At 45.9% G+C, this 21,139-nt stretch carries 16 protein-coding genes and 1 tRNA gene; 10 read left to right on the plus strand and 7 right to left on the minus strand.

All coding sequences use genetic code 11. The annotated features are described in order from the left end of the window. Positions 1–27: 27 nt before the first annotated feature. Positions 28–1,140 carry a PorP/SprF family type IX secretion system membrane protein gene (locus TBC1_RS09140; RefSeq protein WP_062041165.1) on the plus strand — a complete coding sequence of 371 codons (1,113 nt, stop codon included), beginning with the start codon at positions 28–30 and terminating at the stop codon, positions 1,138–1,140. Between the two features lie 527 nt (positions 1,141–1,667). Here TBC1_RS09140 and TBC1_RS09145 read toward each other — a convergent pair. After that, positions 1,668–2,972, minus strand: a complete 1,305-nt coding sequence (locus TBC1_RS09145) for a sodium:proton antiporter (protein ID WP_062041168.1) — start codon at positions 2,970–2,972, stop codon at positions 1,668–1,670. A gap of 176 nt (positions 2,973–3,148) precedes the next feature. Continuing rightward, on the minus strand, positions 3,149–4,027 hold the full coding sequence (era, locus tag TBC1_RS09150; protein ID WP_062041171.1) for a GTPase Era: 879 nt from the start codon (positions 4,025–4,027) through the stop codon (positions 3,149–3,151). A gap of 82 nt (positions 4,028–4,109) precedes the next feature. On the opposite strand from era, the gene TBC1_RS09155 reads away from it, so the two are divergent. The 3 genes from TBC1_RS09155 to TBC1_RS09165 all read left to right on the plus strand — a co-directional run bounded on the left by TBC1_RS09155 (position 4,110) and on the right by TBC1_RS09165 (position 5,983). After that, positions 4,110–4,184: transfer RNA gene (locus TBC1_RS09155), tRNA-Met, on the plus strand. A 101-nt stretch (positions 4,185–4,285) separates the two neighbouring features. Further along, on the plus strand, positions 4,286–5,590 hold the full coding sequence (der, locus tag TBC1_RS09160) for a ribosome biogenesis GTPase Der (protein ID WP_062041173.1): 1,305 nt from the start codon (positions 4,286–4,288) through the stop codon (positions 5,588–5,590). A 6-nt stretch (positions 5,591–5,596) separates the two neighbouring features. Continuing rightward, positions 5,597–5,983, plus strand: coding sequence for an RNA-binding S4 domain-containing protein (locus TBC1_RS09165; RefSeq protein WP_062041175.1), 387 nt, complete (start codon positions 5,597–5,599; stop codon positions 5,981–5,983). A gap of 21 nt (positions 5,984–6,004) precedes the next feature. Here the strand turns inward: TBC1_RS09165 and TBC1_RS09170 are convergent, their stop codons facing one another. Continuing rightward, positions 6,005–7,192 (minus strand): class I SAM-dependent rRNA methyltransferase, encoded by a 1,188-nt coding sequence (locus tag TBC1_RS09170; protein WP_062041178.1) that lies wholly within the window; start codon positions 7,190–7,192, stop codon positions 6,005–6,007. A gap of 98 nt (positions 7,193–7,290) precedes the next feature. On the opposite strand from TBC1_RS09170, the gene TBC1_RS09175 reads away from it, so the two are divergent. The 3 genes from TBC1_RS09175 to TBC1_RS09185 all read left to right on the plus strand — a co-directional run bounded on the left by TBC1_RS09175 (position 7,291) and on the right by TBC1_RS09185 (position 11,704). Then, positions 7,291–8,184 carry a carbohydrate kinase family protein gene (locus TBC1_RS09175; protein WP_062041181.1) on the plus strand — a complete coding sequence of 298 codons (894 nt, stop codon included), beginning with the start codon at positions 7,291–7,293 and terminating at the stop codon, positions 8,182–8,184. Between the two features lie 97 nt (positions 8,185–8,281). Further along, complete coding sequence (locus TBC1_RS09180; RefSeq protein WP_062041184.1) at positions 8,282–10,708, plus strand: glycoside hydrolase family 31 protein; 2,427 nt, start codon at positions 8,282–8,284, stop codon at positions 10,706–10,708. Between the two features lie 138 nt (positions 10,709–10,846). Continuing rightward, positions 10,847–11,704 (plus strand): Cbp1 family collagen-binding glycoprotein adhesin, encoded by an 858-nt coding sequence (locus tag TBC1_RS09185; protein ID WP_062041187.1) that lies wholly within the window; start codon positions 10,847–10,849, stop codon positions 11,702–11,704. 25 nt (positions 11,705–11,729) lie between these two features. On the opposite strand, the gene TBC1_RS09190 is transcribed toward TBC1_RS09185, so the two are convergent. From TBC1_RS09190 to TBC1_RS09210, 4 genes are all read right to left on the minus strand, one after another. After that, positions 11,730–12,614: a hypothetical protein gene (locus tag TBC1_RS09190; RefSeq protein ID WP_062041190.1), complete on the minus strand. Its 885-nt coding sequence runs from the start codon at positions 12,612–12,614 to the stop codon at positions 11,730–11,732. A gap of 54 nt (positions 12,615–12,668) precedes the next feature. Continuing rightward, positions 12,669–13,145, minus strand: a complete 477-nt coding sequence (locus tag TBC1_RS09195) for a flavodoxin domain-containing protein (protein ID WP_062041193.1) — start codon at positions 13,143–13,145, stop codon at positions 12,669–12,671. 434 nt (positions 13,146–13,579) lie between these two features. Continuing rightward, positions 13,580–14,287, minus strand: coding sequence for a hypothetical protein (locus TBC1_RS09205; RefSeq protein ID WP_062041199.1), 708 nt, complete (start codon positions 14,285–14,287; stop codon positions 13,580–13,582). A gap of 113 nt (positions 14,288–14,400) precedes the next feature. Continuing rightward, complete coding sequence (locus tag TBC1_RS09210) at positions 14,401–15,252, minus strand: LytTR family DNA-binding domain-containing protein (protein ID WP_062041213.1); 852 nt, start codon at positions 15,250–15,252, stop codon at positions 14,401–14,403. Between the two features lie 310 nt (positions 15,253–15,562). Between TBC1_RS09210 and TBC1_RS09215 the strand changes: the two genes are divergently transcribed. The 3 genes from TBC1_RS09215 (at position 15,563) to TBC1_RS09225 (ending at position 20,912) form a co-directional block, all read left to right on the plus strand. After that, entirely contained in the window at positions 15,563–16,591 is a 1,029-nt protein-coding gene (locus TBC1_RS09215) for a sensor histidine kinase (RefSeq protein ID WP_062041216.1), read from the plus strand. A 1-nt stretch (position 16,592) separates the two neighbouring features. Then, the gene (locus tag TBC1_RS09220; RefSeq protein ID WP_062041219.1) at positions 16,593–17,327 is read left to right on the plus strand and encodes a LytR/AlgR family response regulator transcription factor; all 735 of its coding nucleotides are present in this window, start codon (positions 16,593–16,595) and stop codon (positions 17,325–17,327) included. Positions 17,328–17,666: 339 nt separating this feature from the next. Beyond that, positions 17,667–20,912 carry a sensor histidine kinase gene (locus tag TBC1_RS09225; protein WP_062041222.1) on the plus strand — a complete coding sequence of 1,082 codons (3,246 nt, stop codon included), beginning with the start codon at positions 17,667–17,669 and terminating at the stop codon, positions 20,910–20,912. Positions 20,913–21,139 lie beyond the last annotated feature (227 nt).

Genomic DNA, 21,139 nt, shown 5'->3' on the forward strand with positions numbered 1-21,139 from the left:
TAACTGACACAAGAAAAATACACAGTCATGAAAAAGACAAGCCTATATCTGCTGATCATTTTATCCCTGATGGTTCTTAAAACCTCCGTGGCACAGGACCCCCTTTTCTCACAGTTCTATAACAACCCGGTTTATTATAATCCGGCTGCCGTAGGGCTTAATCCGGGATTGCGGGCAAGGTTTAACATACGCGAGCAATGGCCTCAGCTTCCGGGAGACCTGCGCTCCTATACCTTCAGTATGGATATCGCAGAACGCAACATTCCCGGCTCCGGCGGACTCGGTCTGGTGGTGATGAGCGACAATGCAGGAACCGGATACCTGAAAACGTCAACCGTAGGGCTTTCTACTTCGGTGAGGGTTCCTTTGCAGGAAAATATGGTTACTCAGGTAGGAATTATGACCTCCTTTGTGCAGAAAAGGCTGAACTGGGATAACCTGGTATTTACCGACCAGCTGAATCCCGTCTATGGAAATATCTATGAATCGAGTTTCCAGGCTCCTGAAAACGGAAATATCTTTTATCCCGATTTCTCCGCCGGCGGTATATTCAGATTTACTGAAAGCAGCAATGTCTTCAGCGCCATTCAGGGAACCTTCGGACTGGCTGTTCATCATTTGTTCAGGCCCAATGAATCATTCCTCGGGCTTACCTCTCCCCTGCCACGTAAACTGGCCATAACCGGTGACATTATCCTGGAGATCGACGGGGGAGGCGACAAACTCTATTTCCAGCGTCAGGAGTCAAGCAAAGGAACATTCAAATTTAATCCCGGGTTCATTTATGAATCGCAGGCCGATTTTAAAACCTATGCCGTTGGGGTGAATATCCTTAAATCATCCATCTACACAGGAGTATGGTTCCGCAACCGCACAACGGAACTTACAAAATCGAATGACCTGATATTTATGCTGGGCTTGAACGCACCGCTTTCCGGCAATACCCGCATGAAAATAAATTACACGTATGACTTCGTACTCACTGAAATCAGAACAGTGACGGGTTGCTCCCACGAAGTATCCATTATCCTTGAGCTGGACGATTTCAACATTTTTAACCGCGGACGCAGCAGCGGAGGATTTGGATTCTCGAACAGGAATTACCGCTCAAAACAAGAACTTGAATGCTGTCCGTTCTGACAAAGATAAAGCGATCCCCCCGACCATTCATTCTATAAATGGTTTTCGCACGAAGAGGCTCCGAAAGGGGTCTCTTTTTTATTGGAATGGTCATCTGCCAATGATTTAAAGATTAAGTGTTTGTAATCCGTACCATGCGGGTTTCACTGAAAAAATACCTAATTGGTATTAACCTGTATAACCATAAGTTAAAGCCAACAGGGCTTTCTGTTGCTTATTTCAGGTATGCAAATACTGCCGGGAAGAACATTGATTTAAGCATAAAGGCTGGATAAGAGAAGGAAGGGGTAGTAATTTCTAATTTCTAATTTTCAAATTCCAAATTCCAAATTTACATTTTGCAAGCATCAGTACCCTTGGATTCCGGATTACAGATGAATTGATTTTCAGTCTTTTCAGCAGCAATTAATATTACATAAATATTGGTCCCTGATTTACTGCTTCAGGACAAACAGATTATTCAACGGATAAACGGATAAAAAAAAGGCCCCGTCCGGAGCCTTTATTTTTACTTTTTTTACAAAAGATTACAGGAAAAGCAGTTGATTAAGAATATACACAGGCAGCAGCACTACCAGTGAGAACTTGATCATATAACCAAAGAATCCGGGCATGTCTATCTTGTTTTCTTCAGCAATGGCTTTGACCATAAAGTTGGGACCGTTACCGATGTAGGTCATGGAACCAAAGAATACGGCACCCACCGAAATGGCTTTAAGCAGATAGTCCGGAATTCCGGCTACAAGACCTGATGCAGACGGATCGGTAAGACCGAGTGCAAGGTTGTAAAATGATACAGCCGTGGGAGCGTTATCGAGGAATGAACTGAGGGCTCCTGTGGCATAATAGAATTGCGCCACGGTTTCAACACCCAGGGATTTTGCGTTGGCTTCGAGCCATAGCAGGGCCGGAACCATAGTGATAAATATACCCAGAAAGAGATAAGCCACCTCAATGATGGGACCATAGGTAAACTTATTGGCCTGCCTCAGTTTCGAAGAGGTGAAATAAAGTGAAAGTCCGGCCATTAAAAGTATTGCAGCTTCGCGGATAAACGCCAGGTAATGGTTGTGCTCTATGGCAGGGATGTATTGCTTGTTGAGGAAGGCTACCGAAAGCACAACACCGGCAAGAAAGAAAAAGTTAAATCGTCCCCGGAGCTTTATCGGCTGAATATTGGTTTTATCAAAAATAATGTTGGCAGGCGGTTCCTTACGGTAGAAATACTTATCGGTAAAGTAATAGATCAAGAGCAGTAATCCGTTGGTAAACAGCCACTCGGGAACGAGCTGGAGAAACCAGGTAAAAGGAGCTCCCCTCAGGTAGAGCAGAAACAAAGGCGGATCTCCGAGAGGAGTGAGTAACCCACCTGCATTGGCAACAATGGCTATAAAGAACAAAATGGTGTGCACCTTGTACCACCTTTCGGAATTGGTATTGATCACCGGGCGGATCAGCAGCATTGCAGCACCTGTGGTTCCCATAAAGGAGGCAAGTACCGCACCAATAGCCATAAACAGCGTGTTGGTGGATGGTTTTGCTTCAATATCCCCGCTCAGGTTAATCCCTCCGGTAATGATAAACAATCCTCCCAGGAGAATAATAAATGGCAGGTAATCAAAAATCAACTGATGTTCGAGGTTGTGCAGAAATCCAGTGGCAATCAGGTAAATGGCTGTCGGGATTCCCAAAACCAGGGAAACAATCAGCTTGTTTCTGTTGCTCTCCCACCAGTGGTGAAACATCAGGGGGCCCACCGCAATCATCATCAGCATCACAAAGAACGGAATAGAAGCATACAAGGGTATACTTTCATGTAAACCATGTTCCATAAGATTATTTTTGGAGGTTAAAAGTGCGCTAAAGTAAGAAAATCAACTAAAAATAGCCAAAAGTATATTTATTTATTTATATATTTATTTACATGTTTATATTATTGTATGTCAATATTTTACACTATCCCAACAAAAAACCGCTCTTTTATTATGAGCAAGCGTTCATAAAATCATTACAATTCATACCCGAAACGCTTCAGTTGCTGCGGATCATCGCGCCAGTCTTTACTCACCTTAACCCTGAGCTCCAAATAGACCTTTCCTTCAATAAAAGCTTCTATATCTTTCCGGGCGGCCATACCCAGACCTTTTATGGATTTTCCGTGATGCCCCAGAATAATTGCTTTCTGCGATTCCCTGGCCACGTATATGGTAGCAGTAATGTGGGTAATATTTTCCTTCTCCTTGTATTCATCAACGGCAACTTCCACAGAATAAGGGATCTCCTGTTTGTAATACAGCAATATTTTCTCTCGGATGATCTCCGAAACGAAAAAACGCATGGAACGGTCTGTCAGTTCGTCTTTGGGATAATAGGCCGGTGACTCGGGAAGTTTCTCAAGCAGTGTATCGAACACGCGGTCAAGATTAAAGCGGTGCAGGGCAGATACCGGAATTACGACAGCCCCCGGGAACTGCGCTTCAAGCTTTGTCAGCAGGGCAACCACTTCTTCCTGGGTGCAAAGGTCAATTTTATTGAGCACAGCGATAACAGGCCTGTTCAGCGAGTTGAGCCGGGCAAGGAATGTATCTTCAAATGCGGCATCATCTTTTTCGGTAACCAGCAGGAAAATATCGGCATCCTCTATGGCTGCATCTACAAATTTCATCATCGACTCATGAAGTTTGTAGTGAGGTTTTACCATTCCCGGGGTATCGGAATACACAATCTGAAAGTCATCGCCGTTCACGATACCCATTATCCTGTGACGGGTAGTCTGGGCTTTTGAGGTAATAATGGAGAGCTTCTCCCCGACAAGGGCATTCATAAGGGTGGATTTCCCTACATTGGGATGCCCGATAATATTGACAAAACCCGACTTATGGTTCATCTGGAAAAAAATTAAGAATAAATTTGCACAGCAAAGAAACAAAATATATCTTTGCAGTCCGGTTTAAAGACCGGAATTATAGTGCGGGATGGAGCAGAGGTAGCTCGTTGGGCTCATAACCCAAAGGTCGTAGGTTCGAATCCTGCTCCCGCTACCAAAATCAAACAAAAGCCTTGTAATCAAGGCTTTTGTTGTTTTACAACATCACCTGAACCGGGTGCACTCTGATAAGCCCCGGAATAAAAAATCACCCCTATTATGTCAAACATTATAGCAATTGTTGGCCGGCCCAATGTAGGAAAATCGACCTTCTTCAACCGCCTTACCGGCGAAAGGGCAGCCATCGTTGACCCTACGAGCGGCGTTACCCGCGACCGGCATTATGGTACTTCAGACTGGAATGGCATAGAGTTTTCCGTTATTGACACGGGAGGCGTGGTCATAGGAAGCGAAGATGTATTTGAGGATGCCATCCGCAAACAGGTAGAACTGGCCATGGAAGAAGCCGATGTAATCCTCTTTATGGTGGATGCCAAAGAAGGCATGTCGCCCCTCGACGAAGATGTGGCTGATATGATCCGGCGCTCCCCCAAAAAGGTTTTCCTGGTTGCCAACAAGGTGGATAACAGCAACCGATCTGCTGATGCCATAGAATTCTATTCACTGGGATTCGAAAAAATTTATGAAATATCTGCCATCAATGGTTCGGGAACCGGCGAACTGCTCGACGATGTTGTAAGGGAGTTTGAAAATACGGTGATGGAAGATATTCCCGACCTTCCGAAAATCGCCTTTGTTGGAAGGCCCAACGTTGGCAAATCATCCATGATCAACGCGCTGCTGGGCGATGAACGGAATATAGTTACCCCTGTTGCCGGCACTACCCGCGATTCGATTTATACCCGTTACAACAGTTTTGGTTTTGACTTTCTGCTGGTTGATACAGCGGGGCTCCGGAAAAAAGGGAAAGTAACGGAAAATATCGAGTTTTACTCCGTGATGCGCTCCATCCGGGCCATTGAGAACAGCGATGTTTGTGTGCTGATGCTTGACGCCACCCAGGGAATTGAAAGTCAGGATATTAATATTTTCAGCCTGATACAGAAAAACCACAAGGGCGTGGTAATCGTTGTGAACAAATGGGACCTGGTGGAAAAAGAAACCAATACCCACAAGGATTACGAAGAACTGATCCGAAGCCGGATCGCGCCATTCACCGATGTACCCATTATTTTCACCTCAGTCATTAACAAACAGCGCATCCACAAGACCCTGGAAACAGCCAACAAGGTGAACAAATCGCGCAGCCAGAACATACCCACCCGGCAACTGATGGATATCATGCTTCCGATTGTCACCGAAACCCCGCCTCCGGCTGTAAAAGGAAAATTTGTAAAAGTCAAATACATCACACAACTTAAGCTGGCATACCCGGCATTTGTATTTTTCTGCAACATGCCGCAATATGTAGCGGATCCCTACAAAAGATTTGTTGAAAACCGTATGCGTGAACAGTTTGATTTCCATGGTGTCCCCATCGAAATCTTTTACCGGCAAAAGTAAAGCGCGATGGCTGACGATCTGCGAATCGACAAATGGTTGTGGGCCGTACGTATCTACAAGACCCGCACCATGGCCGGGGAGGCCTGCCGGGCCGGAAAGATTAAAATTGACGGAATTGCCGTCAAGCCCTCACGGATTATCAAACCGGAAGATATCATTACGGTGAGCCTTGGCCCGCTCACCCGCACCGTCAGGGTTAAAGCACTAATTCACAACCGTGTTTCCGCAAAACTGGTCCCTGACTCACTCGAAGACCTCACCCCTGCCGAAGAATATGAACGGATTAAGTTTATGCAGGAATTGAATGCCGAACGCCGCGACCGCGGGACAGGCAGGCCCACCAAAAAAGAGCGGCGGCTGATAGACAGGCTGAAGGGCCCCGAAAAGCCCTGATATCTGCCTTTTGCGCTTCCTTTACTCTACCCTGAGCACCAGCCCCTTCAGATATTCCCCCTCGGGATGAAAAATGCTTACGGGATGATCGGCTGAATGACCCAGGTGATGAATAATCCGGACATCCCGGCCGGCTTCCATGCCAGCAGACATCGCCATGGAAATAAACATTTCGCGGTTCATCGCCTGTGAACATGAAAATGTAAAGAGGAAGCCGCCCGGTTTTATTTTTTTCATCGCAGCTGCATTGATATAGCGGTAACCCTGAAGTGCTTTATGACGATCGGCATGCCGCTTGGCAAAAGCAGGAGGATCAAGGATGACAAGGTCAAAATCTTCAGGCATTCTTGTCAGATAGGCTTTGGCATCGTCCACCACACTTTCATGCCTTTCAGTCTCCAGGCCGTTCAAACGGAGGTTGACCTCCAGCGTATCCATCGCTTTGCGCGAACTGTCGAGTGAAGTAACATGAGCGGCCCCGGCTGCCAAAGCATAGACTGAAAAACCTCCGGTATAGCAAAAGGCATTGAGCACTTTCCTGCCATTGGCAAAACGGCCCAGCATAGCCCTGTTATCCCGCTGATCAAGAAAGAAACCGGTTTTCTGGCCGTTTACGAAATCAATCTGAAAGCGGTGGCCATTCTCAAGAATTTCGGCCACACTTTCTTCCCCGTAAAGAAACCCGTCTCCCTCCGAATGTGCACCGGATTTTCCAAGAGCTTCAGCGCTTTTATCGTAGATGGCCTTCAGTCCGGAGCCATACAACCGTTTCAGCGCTTCCGCCAGATGCATCCTGCTCAGATACATCCCGGTACTGTGAGCCTGGATTACGGCCACCCCGTTGTAATAATCAATGATCAGCCCGGGCAGGCCATCCCCTTCGCTGAAAACCAGGCGATAGGCATTGCTCCGCAAATCGCCGGCAAAACCAACATCCTTGCGCAATTGCAAACAGGCGGACAGTTTCCTGTACCAGAAATCATCACAGGGGCGGGTTTCGCCAAAGTGAAACAGCTTCACGGCAATGGAACCGCTGCAGGCATGGCCATAGCCAAGCGTATTCCCCTGATAATCGCATACTTCGACCATATCCCCGTCTACAGGTTTACCTTCAGCCCTTGAAATGGCGCCCGAAAACACCCATGGATGAAACCTGCGCACGGCTTCATCACGGCCTTTGCTGAGTATGATCTTCGCTGCAGCTTCCATATCGTGTGATTTTTGGCAAATTTACAGCTTAAAGATCAAATGACGTAAATTTGTAGAGCAGCCCTTTACAGGACAACAACTTGCAAACAAGCCAGTCCATGCAGAAAATTTTTATCGCCGGAGGCGTTTCCATCGACAGTATCATTTATCTTCCCGAATTCCCGGCTCCAAAGCCGCAAACCATTCACCATTGCAGATTTGCCGAGACCGTTGGCTCCACAGGAAGCGGGAAAGCCCTTAACCTCTGCAGACTTGGATTTGATGTAACGCTGCATGCCATGATCGGCAATGACCCATATGGTGAAAAGGCCCGGAAAATGCTCACCCATCCTGATCTCACTTTTCTTTACGATAATGATGTTTCCGGCACAGAACGGCACACAAATATCATGAACGCCGCAGGAGAACGCATCTCGGTTTTTACAAATAACGTGAGTGAAAATCCCGGCATTGACTATGCAAAGTTCAATCGCCTGATAAAGGAATCAGACCATGTGGTGATTAACCTGGGCAGCTACACGAAAAAACTGCTTCCGGTTGCAAAAACTGAAGGAAAACCGGTCTGGACAGATCTGCATGACTACGACGGCCTGAATCCCTGGTACGATGATTATGTAAGTTTCAGCGATTATATTGTGCTTAGTTCCGACAATATGCCGGGTTACCGTGATTTTATGCAAAAAATGATCGCAACGGGGAAGAAACTGGTGGTAACGACGCATGGCCGTAAAGGCTCTACCGGACTTACAGAGAATAATGAGTGGATTGAAGTCAGGGCGCTTGACTTATGTAAAATGGCCGACAGCAACGGGGCCGGGGATGCGTACTTCAGCGGATTGCTCTATGGTTTTTCGAAAGGATGTGACATCAGAAAATGCATGGAACTGGGCAGTATAGCCGGTGCCTTGTGCATTGGTTCAGACCTGTTGTACCACCCCTCGCTCTCGCCCGGATTGATTGAAAACCTTCATCAAACCCATTATGAAAAATAAACGGCAATAAAATCAGGGCCATCATTCTCTTCAAAAGGACTAATTGCCCTGATTTTTAATAAATTTACATGATTTTTAACCTGAAATATTCAGAAAAATGAAATTATTTTTCCGGATTACCTGTTTTCCTGTTTTCCTGATAATGATGCTGGTTTCCCCTGAGCATATGCAGGCTCAGGCATCTTCACGACAATTCAAAGAGATCAGGATTGTTGAAGATAAGATAGAAATAAAGGTGAATGACGGGATATATCTGATCGCGCCCCTGAACGATTGCATTTTTCACACCACCTTTTATCCTGAAGGGAAGACCCTGAAAAACTTTTCATTTGCTTCCAGCCTGAAACCCAAGAAGGTAGAATTTACCCTTACCGAAGCCGGAAACAATCTGAGCATTGTATCAAAAGGCATTCAGGTGAAAATTACGAAAACGCCGTTTTCGATCTCCTATCATTACAATGACCGTCTGCTCATCTCCGAGAGCAAGGGTTATACATCCACCGATTCAACGTATATGATTAGCCTGGGGATCGAAAAAGAAGAGATTCTTTATGGCGGCGGCGCAAGGGTGCTGGGGATGAACCGTCGCGGCAACCGGCTTATGCTCTACAACAGGGCACATTATGGTTACGAAACGCGGTCGGAGCTTATGAATTACACCCTTCCCCTGTTTATTTCCTCAAAACAGTATGCCGTGCTCTTCGATAATGCAGGTGCAGGTTTCCTGGATCTCGACAGCAGGCAGACCAATGAAGTAATTTATGAAACCGTTTCCGGCATGCCGAATTACTATGTGATCGCCGGAGCAGACTGGTATGACCTTATCAAACAGTATACCCTGCTCACCGGTCGTCAGCCATTGCCGCCACGCTGGGCTTTCGGAAATTTCAGCAGCCGTTTTGGGTATCATTCACAGGCCGAAACCGAAGCCACCGTCAAGAAGTTTTTCAAAGAAGGGATTCCGCTCGATGCCGTAATCATTGATATTTACTGGTTCGGGAAAGACATTCAGGGCCATATGGGTAATCTTGACTGGTACCGCGACAGTTTCCCCAACCCTGAACGGATGATGAAGCAGTTCAGCAAAAAAGGCGTAAAAACCATTCTGGTTACAGAGCCTTTTATACTGACCACTTCCACGCGATGGCAGGAAGCGGTGGACAATAAGGTGCTCGGCACTGATTCCGAAGGGAATCCCTATACCTACGATTTCTACTTCGGTAATACCGGACTGATTGATATATTTAAACCGGAGGCCAGGGAATGGTTCTGGAATATTTACAAAAACCTGACACTGCAAGGTGTCGGTGGCTGGTGGGGCGACCTCGGGGAACCGGAGGTACATCCCGCCGGTTTGCAGCATGTGAACGGATCGGCCGATGAAGTCCACAATGCCTATGGTCATGAATGGGCCGGATTGATTTTTGAAGGTTACCGCCGCGATTTCCCTGATACCCGTCCTTTCATCCTGATGCGCGCCGGTTATGCCGGCTCTCAGCGCTATGGTATGATTCCATGGACCGGTGACGTCAACCGTACCTGGGGGGGCCTGGTTCCCCAGCCTGAAATATCGCTGCAAATGGGTATGCAGGGTCTGGCATATATGCATTCCGACCTCGGCGGATTTGCCGGAGGCGACACCATTGACAATGAGCTCTACACGCGCTGGCTCCAATATGGGGTATTTCAGCCGGTCTACCGGCCCCATGCCCAGGAACATATCCCGGCTGAACCCGTTTTTCAGCAGGAAACCACCAAAGCCAGGGCAAAAAAGGCCATTGAACTCAGGTATAAGCTCCTGCCATATATCTATAATATGGCTTTCGATAATAACCAGACCGGGAAACCGCTGATGATTCCCCTCTTCTTTAATGAACCCGGGAACAACCAGCTTCTTACATACGATTCCGCCTATATGTGGGGTGACGCATTCCTTGTTTCACCGGTTAAAAGTCCGGGAATCAGCCAACAGCGGGTCTACCTGCCTGCCGGCTCCTCCTGGACCGATTTCTATTCGGGAGAGGTTTATCAGGGGGGAAAATACATTTATGCCGCGCTGAACCCTGAAAATATCCCGGTTTATATAAAAGGAGGATCATTTATACCCATGATGCCGGAAGCTAAGTCAACTGCAAGCTATTCCCTCAACCGGTTCGAATTGCATTATTTTGCCGATACCACCATAAAAACAAGCCGGTACTGCCTTTATAACGATGACGGCAAGACACCTTACGCCTATGAGAAAGGCAACTGCGAAATCATGGAGTTTACCGCCTCAGAGAGTGACCTCTCCCTGAACATCCGCTTCGGCAAAATCAGATCTGAAGGTGCATTTGAGAAATCAACCCACAACATTTTGCTGATCGTTCACAACATTACGGAGAAACCGGCCGGTATCAGGATCAATGATTCATACCTGTCTCCCTCGAAATGGGATTGGGATGGAAACACCGGCAAGCTCAGGATAGAAACAGGGAATCCCGGAAAATCAATGCTGATTGAAATTATCCGCCGGCTCTACTGAGATCACCGGGGTTGCCAGCCGGATGGCATAACCCTTAAGAACAAATATTTAACGACCGCATTCTAATTGAATAAGGTTTTACTCACAATGAATATTTAACATACCTTTGTATAATCAATTTAAAAACCCTTAGCAAACATGAAAAAGCTGATTCTGATTGCATTGCTGATGCCCGTGTTGTTTGGCTGCAACAACAGGAAAAAGGAATATGATGCCCTGAGGGTGCGCTACGACAGCCTGCTCTCCATAGGATTCACCAAGGATACTGCCATTCTCAGTTACCTCGAATCCTTCAATGCCATTCAGGCCAATCTCGATTCAATCAAGATGGCAGAGATGATTATCACGCAAACCGCTACAGCCGAAGGTGAAGTTCAGCCCGATGCAAAAGAGCAGATCAACCGCGACATCAATTTGATTTATGAGATGTTGCAACAGAATAAGAAAACCATCGCCGACCTCCGCTCGAAACTGAAAAAATCAAATGCCAGGGTTACCGCCCTTGAGGAAATGATCGACCGCATGACCCGCCAGATTGAGGAAAAAGATGTGGAAATCGCCCAACTCAGGGATAAACTGGAGCAGATGAACATACAAATAGAGATTCTGAGCTCCAATGTTGAAAGCCTCACCGCTGAAGGTCAGGCCAAAGCCCAGGTTATCAGTGAGCAAACCGAGGAACTGAATACGGCATATTATGTGATCGGCACCAAAAAAGAGCTACGCGATCAGAATATTATTACCCTGGAAGGCGGTTTTGCAGGAATCGGAAGGAATAAAAAGATGAAAGAAGATTTTAACCAGGATTATTTTACCCGTGTGGACATAACACAACTGAAGTCAATCCCTGTATTGCGTAAAAAAGCCGATATCATCACGACCCACCCTGCTCAGTCGTACAAAATTTATGGCGAGAAAACTGTCGACAGCATTGTGATCACAAATCCGAAAGCTTTCTGGTCCGCTTCAAAGTACCTGGTAATCGTAATTGACTAAAGCCTTTGATTTAAAGCAGCTTATTTCAGGGCCGGGCAGATTCCCCGGCCCTTGCTTTTATACTTTTCAGGCTGATCCATGCTCCCGCTACTGAAAGCACGGCTGTCAAGGGAATAAAGTATATTGCCGGCCGGGTGTCCACCCCGGTCATCCCCATGCCGATGATCTTGGCAGTGAGTGCTGTCATCATCATGGTAAGGAAAACCAGGTAAACCGGCGCCCAGAGAAATCCGGCGGGCCGGCGTCTTACAAACAGCAGCCCGGCCACAAAAGAAGCAGGCAATAAAACGGCCAGATCAAAACCCTGAACGATCATGGTGGTATAATGATCAAGTCCGGCCGGATACAGACTGCCATCAAGCAGCGGGGGAACGATGACGCCCAGCCACATCAGACCTACCATAACAGCATTGGCGATCAGAAACCAGCCGGCAAATGCGGGTCTTTTGTCTCCATACCACGCGGCATAGTCGCTCTTCATCAGCCGCTGCATCTGAAGGTAAAATGCAAAGAAACTGCACGTTACCAGTATCACGTAAAGCATAAAGAACTGATTGTACATACCCATGGCCAGATAGAAGAAGTATGTTACCATAAAATATCCTGTCAAACCGGTCTGCAGAATGTGTAACCATAAGTCTTTCTTTTTCGTGGTTAACCAAAGCAATATCAGCAAAAGAGGGACTCCTGTAAAAAGCGTGACAAAATCCTGCGCAATGCCCTGTATTGCAACATCTGCTGACATATGATGATACAAGCCGCTACCGGCGATGGTAACCTGCTCACCGCGAATGCTTGTATAATTGTAAGGGCCATTGCCATTATCGATAAAAATTCCTCCGGCCGATACAACGATAGCCAGCAGGGCGGTTGCCAGTAATAGAATATTGATGATTTTTGAGGATTTCATGTCGCATGCTCTAATTGAAGCCAAACAATTATTCGCTTTAATACACAGGAATTTTCATGCCGCCATTTCCCTGAGCAATTCCTGCACCTTTTCCCTGTCGATTTTTGAAACAGTACCTTCAACCCCTGAGACCTTTCTGACAATCAGCTTCTCAAAAAAATTCATCCGGTCGAAGTTGAATTCACCACCCGTTATTTTGCAACTCTTCGCATGATTTCGCAGCAATTCGGGATAAGCCCGGTTAAACTGATCCTGAGCCTGCTGTTCATCCATACAGCTCAGAAACAATCCAAGGGGTTTTTCAAGAAGCAGATCCTGGTATTTATTGCAGAACTCTTTCACCTTATTCTGAATGTTACCCGCATGTATGGAACCCCCGATGATCACCCGGTCGAAGGTGTCAAGGTCTATGTTCGTATTTGTTTTCAGATTAAGAAGGACACAATTTTCAATGCCCAGCGCCTGTTGAATCATTCCGGCAACCTTCTCGGTTGTTCCGTGGTGAGAACGATAAATGACTGCTGTTTTCATGGTCAAAAAATTAATTTGAAGATATTTTAAATTCAGATTAAGCCTTCAATTATTAATCACGGGGTCGGGTTGCTGATTAAACCCAAATGCATAAAAACGAGGTAACTCTGCGATGCCTCTGAAACAGGTACCTCAACTTCCGGCGAAAAGAATCCAGGGTCAGCGCATGACAGATCAAAACCTTGCTGCAAAGTAAAGATGAATCCGGGGTTTGTAAAAAGTAAAACCACTGAACAGTAAAGAATAATAAGTGAAAAGGAAAAAACAGGGGTTAAACCGGTCCCATGCACTTTAATGCAGGAGTTCAGCCTGCCGCATTGATAATTTTACTTCAGGCAGTAGAGCTGGAAAACTTTTCCGGTAAAAACCCGCAATCCTTTCTGATCCTTGTCTTTTGAATTTTTGCCAAAAACAGCAGGCTTTAAATCCGGAAATTACTTCATGACAGTCAGATAGCGGTCACGGATGGCTTTCAGCTTATCCAGGGTCAGGTTCTCGCGGTACACCCTGACCATCTCCTTGATGCCCTTATCTTCATAGAACCAGGCATAAGCTGCATCAAAATAGAGAATGCCGGTATCATACTTTGCTTCTTTCGTCACTTCGCGGAACTCTTCGAACTCCAATACCCTTGGGATGGTGAAATAGGCATGATGCGGCTGAGCCCTGTCAATATAAAGTCCATCACCGGCAGGCTCCAGGTAGAAAAATTTTCTCAGCTTAATAATTCCTTTATCATTGCTGATTTTTCTCATTTTCTTCCTGTAATTAAACCCATGTTCAGCATAAAGCACCTGCAGTTCACGAATATCATCAAACTGCTTCAGATCGCGTATCCGGATTACCTCACAGGTATGATCAAACAGGGTTACACTGCCTGCAGCCGCATCAAAAGGTTTCTTAATTATCTGATGGATGGCCAATGTAGCGCGGACAATTTTCTCAAGCGGGTAATATCCGTCCAGTACCAGAAACAGATATATAGGTTTCATAGCGCCCCGCACGTCGTTGTAATATCCTGAAAACGGGGCAATGGCCTCCAGCATACAGGCATGGGGCATCATGCTTTTATCATCCAGGCAGGTAAGTGATTCTTCCTTTACCAGACCGCCAAAACGTTCAATGACTGATGGCTTTTCCATATCGGCATATATTTATAATTCCATGCTAAATATACGATCAAACAAGGCGATTTACAAGAAACCATCAATGAAATTTAATAAAAACGCAACGGATCATCCGATTTCCGGAGAGTTCAACTTTTGTTTCGGGTAAGGGCGCCTATGACCAACGTGGCATAAGTAGGCGAAACAGGAAGGGACAGATTGGCAATGCCTTCCATTTCTATGCGGAGGCCCTCCTTTTCACGACGGATCAGGCTCACCTTTTCACTGTTGACCATATAGGAGCGATGGCAGCGAACCAGGGCGGAATCTTGCAATTCCCCGTCCAGCCTTTTAAGATTACTGCGGAGCAGATGCCGGCTGAGTTTGCCGTTGTCGAGATAGTGAATATAAACGTAATTATCAGCCGCCTCAAGGTATAAAAGATTTTCCGCCTTCAGCGAAAAGCGAAGCCCGCCTCTTTCATCACAAAAGTGAACCATCCCCTTTACCGGCCCGTCAGGAGCCCCTTCTTTCCTGATCTTTTCAAGCCTGATCTTTTTATCCTCCCACGAAAAGTACAGCCAGAGCACACTGTATGGAAGCAGCAACACAAGGGCGGTATTCTGAACCGACAAAGCCAGCAGGTCAGGGAAAAACCTGGGGTCATGCAAAATCAGCTTCTGATAAAGTGTATAAAACAATCCCATGAAAAATACCTCGGCAAGCACCCATACCAGGTATTGCCAGAGTCTGAGCAGCTTCGTCCTGCGTGTATGGTACATAATGATGCGGCTGATTACCACCACCAGTACCCCGGTCAGCGTAATTACACTGGAATACAGTAATAGCTGCCAGCGTGTGGTGTGAAACCATACATCAACTCCAAAAGGCGCGTAAACATTGATGAAAATAAGTGCAAAGAAGGCCGTAAAGAGAATCAGTCTGACAATATTGCTTTTCAGCATAAGGTAAGCCGGAATCTCTTTCTGCAAGTCGGGCATAAATAACGGATCTTTATTGCAAAGATACAATTACATTATTGATATTATACTGCCCGCCCCTGCCGGTATATTGCAACGAGGACAATGCATTAAATATCAATTGACTTAATTCACCCCTCTCCCCGAACAGAAAACATATATTTAAGCGTTATTCACCGGATCCGTTTGACCTGACTGACACTTCACAGAATCCGCTATTTATTTTACCGTCTGTTCTTCCGGTTTCATCGATTTGATCATTTCACAACAACCTGAATTCCCTTATTTTGCGTATATTTGAGTATGTAAATCACAGCAACCTAAAAAAGCGATGAAGAGAAAACATGTGCTGCTGATCCATCTGTTTTACTGGTTCTACATCATCAATCAGGCCTTATTCCCCATGTACATCGGGAAAGTGGACAAATCTTTCCTGGAGAATCATCAATACCTGTTTGAGGTTTGTCTGGCTACGCTGATGAATGTGATTACGTTTTATACAATCTACTTTACATTTCCGGGGTTGATGAACTTTAAAAACCGGATTGCTGCCGTGTTTTCAGGATTAGTGATTATCGCCATTCTGACGTCATTCAGAACGCCACTGGAATTCATTTCCTGGAAATGGTTCGGCAGTATGCCTCCGGAAGAGCTGGTTTTCGAATGGGCTTATTTCTGGAATAACCTCCGGTTGGTGATTATTACCGGAATTTATGCCGTGCTGATATGGTTTATGATCCGCTCATTTGAAACGCAGAAACTCAGGGATGAACTTGTCAAACAACAACAGGCGGGAGAACTGGCCCTGCTCAGGTCGCAGATTAATCCGCATTTTCTCTTCAATACGCTAAACAACATTTATTCACTGGTCTACAAAAAGTCGGATGAAGCGCCGCCTGCCGTTATGAAACTGTCATCAATCATGCGGTATATGCTCTATGACGCAACCGGTGACCGTGTTCCGCTTGACAAAGAAATTGAATACCTCAGGAGTTTCATTGAATTGCAGAAACTGAGGATCAGGAACCCGGAGTCCGTTTCATTTACGATTGAAGGCAATACCGACGGCAGAACCATTGCACCCATGCTGCTGATCTCATTCGTTGAAAATGCCTTTAAACATGGCAGCAAAACCCATCAGCCCTTTGTCGTGATCAGGTTAGCGGTCAAAAACGACCGCATTACCTATGAGGTGGTCAATCATCTGCGGAAAACATCTCTGGCACGGAATGAAAGTGAAAGCGGCATCGGGTTGAGCCTGATCAAAAAAAGGCTGGCACTTCTTTATCCGGATAAGCATCATCTGAAGATTACCGAAGAAGCAGACACCTTCAGCATCAAACTTGAAATCATGAATTAATATGAAAATCAGCTGCATAGCCGTAGATGACGAGCCCCTGGCCCTCGATATTTTAAGGGAATACTGTGCCAAGGTACCCTTCCTTAATCTGCAATGTACTTTTGACAATGCGCTGGAAACGCTTGAATACCTCCGCAACAACAGCGTGGACCTTTTACTGCTGGATATACAGATGGAAGACCTCACCGGCATTCAACTTCTCAATGCCCTGAAGACAAAGCCCTATGTGATCCTTACCACGGCTTATGACAATTATGCCCTGCAAGGCTTCGAGCTCGACGTGGCGGACTACCTGCTGAAACCCATCTCATTTGAACGGTTTGTCAGGGGAATCGACAAAGTATATGAACGGATGCTCAAAGAAAAAACCGCCCCGGCCATAAAACCTGAAAACCACGTTCCGGCCGCGGGCGAGGCACAGGACTATTTTTTTGTTAAAACCGAAACCCGCATTGAAAAGATTACCACTTCCGAAGTACTTTACGTGGAAGGTATGGGCGACTACTGGCGCATCGTTACCACAAACAGGAGGATAATGACCCTGATGAACGCCCGCGGTATTGAAGAAAACCTGCACGAACCCAGGTTCTGCCGGGTGCACAAGTCCTGGTTTGTGGCCATCGACAAAATCGACTTTGTGGAGCGGAAACACATCAAAATCAGAGACCAGCGCATACCTGTCAGTGACACATACCTGAAAAATTTCTTCGACATCATAGAAAAAAGAAAAAAATAGCATTTACTTCCGGGTGAGCTATTGCTAACACCAGCCCCTGCCCCAGGCCACTCTGACATGGTATTCTTTGCGGATCCGGCTTAAGAACTGCCTTGATAATGATTAATTAAAATATCCTGAATCCGATTATAAAAATCAGCTTAATAATCAGTCCTGTCGATGGTTCAGTAAATGCACGGGGTGATTACTCATTATCTTTTATCAGTTCAGCTTGAAACACTTATAAATATTTTGTATATTTGAGATCATCTGTAAAGGGCGTTTGCTGATTGTTCTTCTCTGCACTGACCTGAAAGCAACAATAATTTCCGGATAAAACCCCTTAATCATCAGCTGGAAATGAGAATCAAGTCTGTGTTAACCCTTATTCTGCTCCAGGCCGCCATTTCAATGACGATGGCACAGCAGTTTTATTTTACAGGATACTCAATCGGAGATGGCCTTTCGCAGAGTGTCGTTAACTGTATCTTTCAGGATTCTCGGGGATTCCTTTGGATAGGCACCCAAAACGGGTTGAACAGGTTTAACGGATACAAATTTGAAGTCTTTACCTATAATCCGGATGATAGCTGTTCGATTCCAAACAACTGGATATATGCCATAACTGAAGATAAAGAAGCTAATCTCTGGATAGGTACCAAGGGGGGACTGGTCAGGTACAACAGAAAAGAAAACCGCTTTACTTCAGTAAGGTATGAAATCCCTTTTGACAAGCCTGTAACTGATTATGTTTACGATGTCAGATGTGAACAACACGGACAACTTATCATCAACACACCTCCTGTACTTACAATCTGTAATCCGGCAACCTTATCGTTCCGTCATTATCTGGTTCCGCTGGAGAATGATCCGAGTGTTAAGGACAACAACATTCCTGTACTTCAGGATAACAATGGTACAATATGGGTTGCATCAACGAAAGGGCTGGCTGCTTTTGATCCTGCAACCAAAACATTCAGCACTTATCATGCTCGGCCCGGCAATCCTGAAAGCCTGTCAGGCAACAATATTACAGCTTTGCATCTGGACCGGCAGGGGAATTTATGGATAGGTACAACCACCGGCCTCAGTTGTATGAATAAGGTTGACAACCACATTGTCAGCTATCAGCATCATCCAGGGGATAAGCATTCGCTCAGCAATAACTTTGTCAGAGCCATACTCTCCGATTCTTCGGGCAATATATGGATAGCTACCGAAGGGGGTGGGCTGAACAGGCTAAAGCCCGCGAAAGAAAAAAAGCGGACTGCTGAAACCTTTACTGCAGAAGACAACGGGCTGAATCACAACATCAACCTCTCCCTTCTCATTGACAACTCCAATAATCTTTGGATAGGAACATTGTCGGGGCTGAATAAAACCGACCTGAAAAAAAGAAACTTCAACCTCTATCAGCGCAACGACACTCCCTATTCCGTTGACCTTGCCGGAAACGTAATTGCTTCGGTATATCTGGACGATCATAACGTTTTGTGGATCGGCAACTGGGGGCAGGGGTTGAATCTTTTTGACCGAAACACCGGCCGTGTTGAACATTTTTCAACTGCAGGCAGGGGCAAAGCATATATTCCGAATGATTTTGTGCACGTAATATTTGAAGACAGAAGGCAATATATCTGGATTGGAAGCAGAGACGGGCTTATGGTATTTGACAGGAAGGAGCGAATGTTTAAACGACCCTCCGGATTCCCGGTCCTGACAAGTTTCCCTGATTTCTCGGGGCTCAGGATCAACAGCATGCTACAGGACAGACTGGGCAATTACTGGATTGCAACCAATCAGGGCGTATATAATCTTGCTGAAAACGGAAAACTCACCGAACACCTGCACACAGTCAGTCCATCAGGGCGCGGTATCAGCGCTAACCTGGTATATGCAATTCTGGAGGACAGCAAAGGCGATATATGGATCGGCACGACAAACGGACTGGATATGATTACGCCCGGCAATCCGTCAGTGACCCATTTCAAAAAATCTGACAATAAACCCGGCACGCTTTCGGATAACTTTATAACGACGCTTTGTGAGGATCATGAAGGTAATATCTGGGTAGGCACGAATTCATATGTCAACCTATACTCGCGCAAGAAAGGTTCGTTTACCTATTATTCCAGAGCCCATGGCTTTCCGGGCAATCTGGTCTACAGTATACTTCCTGATGACAGGAATAACCTTTGGTTTGCAACCGGTAATGGTCTTTGCCGGTACAACCCTGGCGGGAACAGTTTCAGGACATTTACGGAAGCGGATGGCCTTCAGGGACAGGAGTTTAATCTTGGTGCAGCTTTTAAGGGTGCTCACGGTGAGATGTTCTTCGGAGGGATGAACGGCCTGAACTCATTCTTCCCCGACTCGCTCCTCGACAACCCGAATATTCCGGTAATTACCATAACCTCTGCTTATAAAATCAGCAAAGGAAACAAGATGGATATAAATCTTGAAGAGACCGGAAGAGTCAGACTGAAGCACTACGAGAACACGTTTACCATTGAGTTTGCCGCGATGGAATTTACCAATCCTTCGAAAAATGCCTATGCTTATATGCTGGAAGGGATTGATGATAACTGGATAGAGATCGGTACCCGGAATTTTGTGGCATTCACCAATCTCACACCGGGCGACTATACCCTCAGGGTCAAAGGATGCAATAACGATGGAATCTGGAATGAAACCGGGGTCAGTCTGCCAATAAGCATCCGTCCTCCCTGGTGGAAAAGCCATATAGCAATTGCCGCTTACCTTTTTATATTGGCATTCCTGATTTTCCTCTATATCAGAATTAGAGAACGTCATCTTATCAGGGAACGCAAAATACTGGAAGAGCGGGTAAGGCTCAGAACCCAGTTGATTGAAAGACAAAAATCAGAAATCCTCGGGAAGAATGCAGAACTCAATGGACTGAATGCAGCCAAAGACAAGTTCTTCTCCATCATCGCCCACGACCTGCGCAACCCGTTCAATACCATCATCGGGCTTACAGATATCCTGCTGATTACGCTTAACAATATGGATCCCGTTAAACTGCAGAAAGCGCTGGAAAATATCAGAACATCCTCGCAGCAGGCACATGAATTGCTTGAAAATTTATTACTGTGGGCACGCACGCAGACCGGATCAATTGCATTCAGCCCCGAAACTGTCGACCTTAAAGCAATTGCAGAGGAAGGCATCGGACATATCACCGTACAGGCGGCTCGCAAAAACATAGAAATCAGTACCAATTTCAGCAAATGCAGGGCCATTCAGGCGGATGTCAATATGATCAATACAATCATGAGGAATCTGCTGACCAACGCACTTAAATTCACCAACAGAAACGGGAAGATCGATGTCGGCATACAGGAGAGCCGCGGGTTCTGTATCCTGAGTGTTAAAGATAACGGCATTGGCATCCCGCCGGATAAAGCAAGGAAACTCTTTGATTTAGGCACTGTGCACAAATCAAAGGGCACAGATCAGGAGCCCGGCTCAGGCCTTGGACTGATCCTTTGCAAAGAACTGACCGAAATACATAAAGGCCGCATCGACGTCAGCAGCGAACCTGGCAAAGGAAGCGAATTCAGGGTTTACCTGCCAACAGATTGAAAATAGCTCCCCTCTTCTGATCAGATTATTCAGTCTCCAAAAGCAAATCCGCCTGATTTACCAACCCCTGCCAATATATGTACCGGGGGATTTTGTGACTCCCTGAGGAAGATTTTTATCCCGGTAATTTCGGTAAACAAGCCTCCAGGGTCTGTATAACGGCCTGCGCAGCCGGTGAAACGCTTATCGATTCATTTGCAGAGATAATCGATTATATTTGGTTATAA

Origin of the sequence: Lentimicrobium saccharophilum, assembly GCF_001192835.1 — a bacterium.
GTDB lineage: Bacteria > Bacteroidota > Bacteroidia > Bacteroidales > Lentimicrobiaceae > Lentimicrobium > Lentimicrobium saccharophilum.

Coding starts and splice junctions, on each gene's coding strand:
- TBC1_RS09195 (WP_062041193.1), bottom strand. CDS start 13,145: ATGAAAACAGCAGTCATTTATCGTTCTCACCACGGAACAACCGAGAAG.
- TBC1_RS09165 (WP_062041175.1), top strand. CDS start 5,597: ATGGCTGACGATCTGCGAATCGACAAATGGTTGTGGGCCGTACGTATC.
- TBC1_RS09205 (WP_062041199.1), bottom strand. CDS start 14,287: ATGGAAAAGCCATCAGTCATTGAACGTTTTGGCGGTCTGGTAAAGGAA.
- TBC1_RS09220 (WP_062041219.1), top strand. CDS start 16,593: ATGAAAATCAGCTGCATAGCCGTAGATGACGAGCCCCTGGCCCTCGAT.
- TBC1_RS09175 (WP_062041181.1), top strand. CDS start 7,291: ATGCAGAAAATTTTTATCGCCGGAGGCGTTTCCATCGACAGTATCATT.
- TBC1_RS09170 (WP_062041178.1), bottom strand. CDS start 7,192: ATGGAAGCTGCAGCGAAGATCATACTCAGCAAAGGCCGTGATGAAGCC.
- TBC1_RS09225 (WP_062041222.1), top strand. CDS start 17,667: ATGAGAATCAAGTCTGTGTTAACCCTTATTCTGCTCCAGGCCGCCATT.
- TBC1_RS09215 (WP_062041216.1), top strand. CDS start 15,563: ATGAAGAGAAAACATGTGCTGCTGATCCATCTGTTTTACTGGTTCTAC.
- TBC1_RS09140 (WP_062041165.1), top strand. CDS start 28: ATGAAAAAGACAAGCCTATATCTGCTGATCATTTTATCCCTGATGGTT.
- TBC1_RS09185 (WP_062041187.1), top strand. CDS start 10,847: ATGAAAAAGCTGATTCTGATTGCATTGCTGATGCCCGTGTTGTTTGGC.
- era (WP_062041171.1), bottom strand. CDS start 4,027: ATGAACCATAAGTCGGGTTTTGTCAATATTATCGGGCATCCCAATGTA.
- TBC1_RS09210 (WP_062041213.1), bottom strand. CDS start 15,252: ATGCCCGACTTGCAGAAAGAGATTCCGGCTTACCTTATGCTGAAAAGC.
- TBC1_RS09180 (WP_062041184.1), top strand. CDS start 8,282: ATGAAATTATTTTTCCGGATTACCTGTTTTCCTGTTTTCCTGATAATG.
- TBC1_RS09145 (WP_062041168.1), bottom strand. CDS start 2,972: ATGGAACATGGTTTACATGAAAGTATACCCTTGTATGCTTCTATTCCG.
- der (WP_062041173.1), top strand. CDS start 4,286: ATGTCAAACATTATAGCAATTGTTGGCCGGCCCAATGTAGGAAAATCG.
- TBC1_RS09190 (WP_062041190.1), bottom strand. CDS start 12,614: ATGAAATCCTCAAAAATCATCAATATTCTATTACTGGCAACCGCCCTG.